At 70.5% G+C, this 8,366-nt stretch carries 8 protein-coding genes; 5 read left to right on the top strand and 3 right to left on the bottom strand.

Annotated elements, in window-relative coordinates:
• From dusB to RT323_RS15010, 3 genes are all read right to left on the bottom strand, one after another.
• Window positions 1–1,133 (bottom strand): tRNA dihydrouridine synthase DusB (dusB, locus tag RT323_RS15020; protein WP_313409894.1); only part of this gene is annotated, 1,133 nt, incomplete at its 3' end.
• A complete protein-coding gene (locus RT323_RS15015) occupies window positions 1,121–1,681 on the bottom strand; it encodes a hypothetical protein (RefSeq protein ID WP_313409892.1) in 561 nt (186 codons plus the stop codon). The genes RT323_RS15015 and dusB, both read right to left, overlap by 13 nt.
• Window positions 1,681–3,066 carry a glycine--tRNA ligase gene (locus RT323_RS15010; RefSeq protein WP_313409890.1) on the bottom strand — a complete coding sequence of 462 codons (1,386 nt, stop codon included), beginning with the start codon at window positions 3,064–3,066 and terminating at the stop codon, window positions 1,681–1,683. The genes RT323_RS15015 and RT323_RS15010 overlap by 1 nt, the downstream gene beginning before the upstream one ends.
• Window positions 3,067–3,228: 162 nt before the next feature.
• Between RT323_RS15010 and RT323_RS15005 the strand changes: the two genes are divergently transcribed.
• From RT323_RS15005 to RT323_RS14985, 5 genes are all read left to right on the top strand, one after another.
• The gene (locus RT323_RS15005; protein WP_313409889.1) at window positions 3,229–4,326 is read left to right on the top strand and encodes an ROK family transcriptional regulator; all 1,098 of its coding nucleotides are present in this window, start codon (window positions 3,229–3,231) and stop codon (window positions 4,324–4,326) included.
• A gap of 46 nt (window positions 4,327–4,372) precedes the next feature.
• Window positions 4,373–5,623 (top strand): extracellular solute-binding protein, encoded by a 1,251-nt coding sequence (locus RT323_RS15000; protein WP_313409887.1) that lies wholly within the window; start codon window positions 4,373–4,375, stop codon window positions 5,621–5,623.
• Between the two features lie 91 nt (window positions 5,624–5,714).
• On the top strand, window positions 5,715–6,614 hold the full coding sequence (locus RT323_RS14995) for a sugar ABC transporter permease (RefSeq protein ID WP_313409886.1): 900 nt from the start codon (window positions 5,715–5,717) through the stop codon (window positions 6,612–6,614).
• The gene (locus RT323_RS14990; protein ID WP_313409884.1) at window positions 6,611–7,438 is read left to right on the top strand and encodes a carbohydrate ABC transporter permease; all 828 of its coding nucleotides are present in this window, start codon (window positions 6,611–6,613) and stop codon (window positions 7,436–7,438) included. Before RT323_RS14995 ends, RT323_RS14990 begins: the two co-directional genes overlap by 4 nt.
• Window positions 7,435–8,366 (top strand): glycoside hydrolase family 3 N-terminal domain-containing protein (locus RT323_RS14985; protein ID WP_313409882.1); only part of this gene is annotated, 932 nt, incomplete at its 3' end. The genes RT323_RS14990 and RT323_RS14985, both read left to right, overlap by 4 nt.

The following is an 8,366-nucleotide window of genomic DNA, read 5'->3' as shown; positions in this document are numbered from 1 at the left end:
CCGCCGCTGATGTCGCTCTCGGCGGCGGCGTCCATCGCGCCGACCATCTCGCGCGAGTCGAGCCAGCCCTCGGGGAGGACGACCTTGCGCGGCGAGCCCTGGCGGCCGCGCGGCACGCCGAGCTCGGCGACCGGGAACGGCTCGGTGGGATCGAGCTCGTCCAGCAGTGCGTCGAGGGCGCGGTACGAGCTGATGTGCCCGAGCTGGTCGCGCACGCGCGATCCGGCCGGGAAGCCCTTGAGGTACCAGGCGATGTGCTTGCGGAACTCGACGCAGCCGCGCTCCTCGCCCAGCCACTCCCCCAGCAGCTCGGCGTGGCGGCGCATCACGGCGGTGACCTCGCCCAGGTTCGGCAGGGTCGCGATCGTGCGTCCCTCGAAGGCTGCCGCGAGGTCGCGGAAGAGCCACGGGCGGCCGAGGCAGCCACGCCCGACGACGACCCCGTCGCAGCCGGTCTGCTCGACCATGGCCAGGGCGTCGGACGCCTCCCAGATGTCGCCGTTGCCCAGGACCGGGATGTCGACGGCGGCCTTGAGCTCGCCGATGGCCTTCCAGTCGGCGCGACCGCTGTAGTGCTGGGCCGCGGTGCGGCCGTGCAGCGCGATCGCGGCACAGCCCGTGTCCTGGGCGATGCGGCCGGCATCGAGGAACGTCAGGTGGTCCTCGTCGATGCCCTTGCGGGTCTTCATCGTGACCGGGACGCCGAACGGCTCGGCGGCGCGCACGGCCTCGGTGAGGATCTGCCCCAGCAGCGTTGCCTTCCACGGCAGGGCGGAGCCGCCGCCCTTGCGCGTGACCTTGGGGACGGGGCAGCCGAAGTTGAGGTCGACGTGGTCGACGCCGTGCTCGCCGCACAGGATCGAGACGGCCCGGCCGATCGTCTCGGGGTCGATCCCGTAGAGCTGGACCGAGCGGACCGCCTCGCCCTCGGCGAACGTCAGCATCGACAGGCTCACGCGGTCGCCCTCGACGAGGCCGCGACTGGTGATCATCTCGCACACGTACAGGCCGGCGCCCTGCTCGGCGCACAGGCGACGGAACGCGACGTTCGTGACCCCCGCCATGGGCGCCAGCACGACCGGGACGTCGACGTGGACGCTCCCGAGGTCGAGGCCGGCGGTCAGGGTGTCCATCGCACCGCCGTCGTGACGTCGCCGGGTTGGAAGTCGACCGACTCCACGACCGTTCCCCGCGGGACGAGGAACAGCAGGCAGCCCTTGACCGTGCGGCCGGCCGCGAGCGGCTCGGGCACCTTCAGGCCGCGGCACTTCGCGAACCCGGCGGGCGAGGCGCTGGCCGGCAGCAGGGTGTCCCCGGCGACGTGCAGCCACCACGGCGAGCCCTGCGCGAACGAGGCAGGAGCGGGTCCGCGGTTGGCCACCATGACGCGCGCGTAGTACGGCACCATCCCATCGGGGATGGAGTACAGCGCGAGGTCGCGACGCGGAGCCTTCGTGAACGCGGCGACGCCGAGCGCCAGGGCGGTGCCGGCCTCGTCCTCGAGTTCCGGGTACGCGACGGTCGCCGTCGTGCCGACCTCCTGGTCGCCCGGGTCAGTCAGCGTGATGCCGGCCGGCACCTCGAAGCCGGCCTTCGGCGCCGCGGGCTCGCTCGACCCACCGCCCGAGCAGGCGGTGAGTGCGAACAGCGCGGCGACGGCGGCGACGAGGGTACGGATCATCAACACCCGACGAGGCGCGCCGCGAGGTAGGAGGTGACCTGGTCCAGCGCGATGCGCTCCTGCGACATCGAGTCGCGCTCGCGGATCGTCACCGCGTCGTCCTCGAGCGTGTCGAAGTCGACCGTGATCGAGAACGGCGTGCCGATCTCGTCCTGGCGGCGGTAGCGCTTGCCGATCGCCTGGGCGTCGTCGAAGTCGATGTTCCAGTACTGGCGCAGCTCGGTGGCCAGGGCCTTCGCCTTCGGCGACAGGTCGGCGTTGCGCGACAGCGGCAGCACGGCGGCCTTGACCGGGGACAGACGTGGGTCCAGGCGCAGGACCGTGCGCTTGTCGACGCCGCCCTTGGAGTTCGGCGCCTCGTCCTCGGTGTAGGCGTCGACGAGGAAGGCCATCAGCGAGCGGTTGACACCGGCTGCGGGCTCGATGACGTACGGCGTCCAGCGCTCGTTGTTGGCCTGGTCGAAGTACGACAGGTCCTTGCCCGAGTGCTGGGCGTGCGTCGACAGGTCGAAGTCGGTGCGGTTGGCGACACCCTCGAGCTCACCGAACTCCGAGCCCGCGAAGCCGAAGCGGTACTCGATGTCGACGGTGCGCTTGGAGTAGTGCGAGAGCTTCTCGGCGGGGTGCTCGAACAGGCGCAGGTTCTCGGGGTTGACGCCCAGGTCCGTGTACCACTTCAGCCGGGTGTCGATCCAGTACTGGTGCCAGTCCTCGTCCTCACCGGGCTTGACGAAGAACTCCATCTCCATCTGCTCGAACTCGCGGGTGCGGAAGATGAAGTTGCCGGGCGTGATCTCGTTGCGGAAGCTCTTGCCGATCTGGCCGATGCCGAACGGGGGCTTCTTGCGCGACGAGCCCATCACCTGCGCGAAGTTCACGAAGATGCCCTGGGCCGTCTCGGGACGCAGGTAGTGCAGGCCCTCCTCGGACTCGACCGGGCCGAGGAACGTCTTGAGCAGGCCGTTGAACATGCGCGGCTCGGTCCACTCGCCGCGGGTGCCGCAGTTGGCGCACACGAGGACGGACATCTCGACCGAGTCGGGATCGTCGACGCCGTGCTTCTCGGCGTAGGCCTCCTGCAGGTGGTCCTGGCGGTAGCGCTTGTGGCACTGCAGGCACTCGACGAGCGGGTCGACGAAGGCCGAGAGGTGGCCCGAGGCCTGCCACACCTGCGTCGGCAGGATCACCGAGGAGTCGAGGCCGACGACGTCGTCACGACCCTGCACCATCGAGCGCCACCACTGGCGCTTGATGTTCTCCTTGAGCTCGACGCCCAGTGGACCGTAGTCCCAGGCGGAGCGGGTGCCGCCGTAGATCTCGCCACACTGGTAGACGAAGCCGCGGCGCTTGCACAGGCTGATGACGGTGTCGATGACTGAGGCCATGGAGGATTTCCTGTCCGGCTGGATGTCGGCGGGCCGTTGCGCGTCGTCGTGACAACGCGCGCCCGAGATCAGCGATCCACGATACCCCCGCGAAGCCCACGGTCCTCACCCACATGCGCCGAACCCCTTGACCACCTTTAGTTAGTTTGGTTTATTAACTCTGTGACGACGACCACAGTGACCCGCCGAGCCGTGGGCAAGGTGCGCCCGGCCGACACCCGCCGGCACCACCGCACCCTGCTCCTGCAGCACCTCATGGACCACGGACCGACGACGCGGGCGGACCTCGCCCGCGGCACCGGGCTGACCCGCGTGACGGTCTCGGACCTGGTCGCCGAGATGCTCCAGGAGTCGCTCGTCGACGACATCGGCGCCCGCCCCGGCACCCACCTGGGCAAGCCGGCGACACTCGTCGCGATCTCCGAGAGCGCACCCGTCATGGTGGCGGTCGACCTCTCGGACGACTCGGGCTTCGACGGCGCCGTCGTCGACCTGCACGGTCGGGTCCTCCTGCGCGAGCAGGCGCCGTTCTCGCGGGGCGCCGACGCCGTGGACGACGTGTCCGCGCTCGTCGCCCGGCTCGTCGAGAGCGCGCCCCGTCGCGTCCTGGGCATCGGCGTCGGCACGCCGGGCATCATCGACGACGAGGGCGTCGTCCTGCAGGCGCCGAACCTGGCGTGGGACACCGTGCCGCTCGCCGCCACGCTGGCCGAGCGCCACGAGCTGCCCGTGTGCGTCGGCAACGACGCCAACATCGCCGCGGTCGCCGAGGGCGCCTTCGGCGACGGTGACGACGCGGGCCTGCTGATGGTCACGATCGGCCAGGGCGTCGGCGGCGGCATCCTCGTGGACGGGCACCCCGTGGCCGGTCCCCTGCGCTCGGCCGGCGAGATCGGCCACATCGTGGTCGATCCCGACGGCGCCCCCTGCGCCTGCGGCAACCGCGGGTGCCTCGAGACGCTCCTCAGTGCTCCGGCGCTGCGCGCGGCCGGCTCGGACGAGGCGCGCAGCCACGCCGGCGACCTCCTCGGCTCGGTGCTGACGCCGATCGTGACGACGCTGGGCATCGCGGACGTCGTCCTGCACGGACCCACCGAACTGCTCGACGGGCCCGTGCTGGACGCGGCGCGGGCCGCCGTCGCGCGCCAGACTCTCCCCTTCGTCGCCCAGCGCATCAGGATCCGCCTGGTCGCCCACGACGAGCTCGTCCTGACCGGGGCGGCGGCGCTGGTGCGCCATCGCGAGCTGGGAGTCGTGTGAGGTGCGTCGCGCCGAACACTCCACCACACACCATGAGAGGCACATCATGAAGCTCCGAAAGTTCGTGGCGAGCGCGGCCGTGGCCGGGATCGCCCTCAGCGTCCTGGCCGCGTGCGGGGGCGGCGACGACGACTCGTCCTCCGACTCCGGGTCCGACACCATCACCTTGTGGCTGGCCGGCAAGGAGGACACCCCGACGGAGGCCACCGACTGGCTGACCGAGGAGTTCGCCGCCCAGCACGACGGCAAGACCCTCAAGATCGAGCGCATCGACTGGGGCGAGCTGCTGACGCGGCTGAACACGGCGCTGCCGAGCGACAAGTCGCCCGACGTCGTGGAGATCGGCAACACGCAGGCCGCCTCGTTCACCAGCATCGGCGCCTTCACCGACCTGACGGACCAGGCCGACGAGCTCGGTGCCATGGGCCCGGAGTCGTTCGTCGAGGCCGGGACGTGGGAGGACAAGTTCTACGCCGTGCCCTACTACTGGGGATCGCGCTACGTCTTCTACAGCAAGAAGGCGCTCAAGGACGCAGGCCTGGAGACCCCGAAGACGCTCGAGGACTTCAGTGCCGCCGCGACGAAGCTGACGACCGAGGGCGGCGACAAGTACAGCGGCTTCTGGGTGCCCGGCCAGGACTGGCGCAACGGCATCAGCTGGGTCTTCGCGCACGGCGGCGACATCGCCGTGCAGGAGGGTGACGCGTGGGTCGGCAAGCTGTCCAGCCCCGAGTCGGTCAAGGGCCTCGAGCAGTGGCAGCAGCTGACGCAGAAAGCCACCTCCGCACCCAAGGACGGCAAGGACGAGGAGCCCTGGACGCCCTTCGTCAACGGCGAGGCCGCGATGTTCATGGCGCCCAGCTGGGCGCGCTGGTCGGTCCCCGAGGACATGGCCGACGATCTCGGCGCCTTCGCCCTGCCGGGTGTCGACGGCGAGGCGGCTCCGGTCTTCGCCGGCGGCTCGAACATCGCCGTGTCGGCCAAGTCGAAGAACCAGGACCTGTCCTTCGACCTGCTCAAGCTGATCTACAGCGACGACTACCAGCAGCTGCTCGCCAAGAACGGCCTCGGCCCGGCGAACGACGAGTTCACGTCGCTCATGGGCGACGACGAGTTCGCCCAGGCGGCCATCGCGGCGGCCGGCAACTCCAAGCTCACCCCGACCTCGCCGAACTGGGCGGCCGTCGAGACGTCGAGCGTCATGGAGGAGTTCTTCGGTGCCATCGCCAGCGGCGAGGACGTCGCGACGGTCGCCAAGGCCACCGACGCCAAGCTCGAGGCCGAGCTGAACAAGTGACGCACCGACGCTGAGTGGGCCGGTGGGGTCCGGTCGAAGGACCGGGCCCCACCGTCTGCCCGCAGGACACCGCCATGGGAAGGGAGGGACGATGAGCACGCAGACGGCTGCCCGCAGGTTCGGGCCCTACGCGCTGCTGGTGCCGTCATTGGTGATCCTCGGGGTGGCGATGGGCTACCCCCTGGTGCGCCAGGTCGCGATGTCGTTCCAGGAGTACGGCCGGGCCCAGCAGTTCGGCCAGCCGGCGCCCTTCGTGGGCCTGGAGAACTACACCGAGCTGTTCACCAACCGCCAGATGTGGGGTGTCGTCGGCCGGTCCCTGGCCTTCTGCGCCGTCAACGTCATCGTGACGATGCTCATCGGCATCGCGCTGGCGCTGTTGCTCCGGCACGTGTCGCGTGGGCCGCGGCTGACCCTGCAGATCGCGATGCTCCTCGCGTGGGCGATGCCCGTGATCGCCGCGATGACCTCGTGGCAGTGGCTCTTCGACACCCGCTACGGCGTCATCAACTGGACGCTGGTCCGCCTGGGCTTCGAGTCCTTCGACGGCCACAACTGGCTGACGAGCCCGCTGTCCTTCTACTTCGTCGCGACGGTGATCGTCGTGTGGATGAGCGTGCCGTTCGTCATGTTCACCATCTACGCCGGGCTGACCCAGGTGTCCGAGGACGCCCTCGAGGCCGGTGAGCTGGACGGCGCCAACGCGTGGCAGCGATTCCGCCACATCATCTACCCGACGATCCGCCCGGTCCTGACGATCACGCTGCTGCTGCAGGTCGTGTGGGACCTGCGCGTGTTCGCGCAGATCTACTACCTGCAGGGCGTCGGCGGCACCCCGAGCAAGACCCACCTGCTGGGCACCTACATCTACACGCTCGGCATCGGCCAGAGCGACTACGGCATGGCGTCCGCGCTGGCGATGTTCGTGCTCGTGCTGACGCTCGTGCTGACCGCCGGCTACGTCCGCGCACTGCTGAAGGAGTCCCGATGACGCGCACCATGAGCCGTCGCCTCTGGGGCGCCCTCGCGATCGTGATCGCGGCCCTGTGGGTCTTCCCCGTCTACTGGATCGTCAACAGCGCGTTCCAGCCCGCCGACCGGCTGCGCTCCCCCGAGCCGGCCTGGTTCCCCCGCGACCTCACCGGATCGGGGTTCGCCCGGGTCTTCGACGACGCGTTCATCGACTCGTTCAAGCTCAGCATCGCCGTGACGCTGATCGCCGTGCTGTGCGCCGGGCTGTGCGCGTTCCTGGGCGCCGTCGCGATCTCGCGGTTCCGCTTCCGCGGGCGCACCCAGTTCATCCTCGTCGTCCTGGCGATCCAGATGATCCCCCCGGAGGCGCTGTTCATCAGCCAGTACAAGATGCTCGGCGATGCCGGCCTCTACAACACGATCGGCGGCCTGGGCCTGTTGTACATCGCGATGATCCTGCCGTTCACGATCTGGATGCTGCGCGGCTTCGCCGACGGCGTGCCGATCGACCTCGAGGAGGCCGCGATGGTCGACGGCTGCAGCCGCACCCGGGCGTTCTTCACGATCACCCTGCCGCTGCTGGCACCCGGCCTGGTCGCGGCGAGCGTCTACGGCTTCCTGCAGGCGTGGAACGAGTTCACCCTCGCCGTCGTGGTGATGGATCCCTCGAACCGCACCCTGCCGCTGTGGCTGCGGGGCCTCTCCGACGTCTCGAACGAGGCGATCGACTGGCCCGGCGTGATGGCCGGCGCCACGATGGTCGCCGTGCCAGTGATCGTCTTCTTCATGATCGTCCAGGGCCGGATGACCTCCGGCCTCGTCTCGGGGGCGGTGAAGGGATGAGCGACTCGGTGCGAGCCGACGCCCACGGCGTGATGCTGGCCGCGTTCCACGGCCCCCAGGTCCCTGCGTGGCTGGCCGGGGCGTTCGAGGACGGACTGGCCGGCATCTGCCTCTACGGCGACAACCTGTCCGAGGACGGGGACGTCCGCCCGGCCGCCCGCGCCGTCGCGGCCCTGGACCCGACGCGGATCCTGGCCCTCGACGAGGAGGGCGGGGACGTGACCCGGCTGCACATGCCCGGTGGCAGTCCCCATCCCGGCAACGCCGCCCTGGGTGTCGTCGACGACGTCGAGCTGTCGCGCACGGTCGCCGCGGGGATCGGTGCGGAGCTGCGGGAGGCCGGCGTGTGGCTGGACCTGGCGCCGTGCGCGGACGCGAACAGCAACTCCGCCAACCCCGTCATCGGCACCCGCAGCTTCGGCGCGGACCCGACGCTCGTGGCCCGGCACGTCGCCGCCTACGTTGAAGGACTGGCGTCGGTCGGTGTCGCGGCGAGCGTGAAGCACTTCCCCGGCCACGGCGACACCAGCGCCGACTCCCACCTCGAACTGCCGCGCGTCGACGCCTCGGCGGAGGTGCTGCGCGAGCGCGAGCTGGTGCCGTTCCGGGCCGCGATCGAGGCGCAGGCGGCATCCATCATGACCTCCCACGTGGTCCTGTCGGCGTTCGATCCCGACCGCCCGGCCACGCTGAGTCCCGCCGTGCTGACCGGGCTGCTGCGCGAGGAGCTCGGTTACGACGGGGTGATCGTCAGCGACGCGCTCGACATGGCGGGCGCCAGCGGGACCCTCGGGCTGGGCGGCGCCGCCGTCGCCTCGCTGGCCGCCGGGGCCGATTTGCTGTGCCTCGGCCCGGAGCCGTCGGACCAACCCTCCGCGCTCACCGAGGCCGTGGAGGCCGTCGTCGCCGCCGTCGAGGCCGGGTCCCT

Origin of the sequence: Aeromicrobium sp. (assembly GCF_032084975.1) — a bacterium.
In the GTDB taxonomy this organism is placed as follows: Bacteria; Actinomycetota; Actinomycetes; order Propionibacteriales; family Nocardioidaceae; genus Aeromicrobium.
The sequence above is the reverse complement of the archived record's forward strand: the minus strand, read 5'-3'. Positions and strand labels throughout refer to the sequence as shown.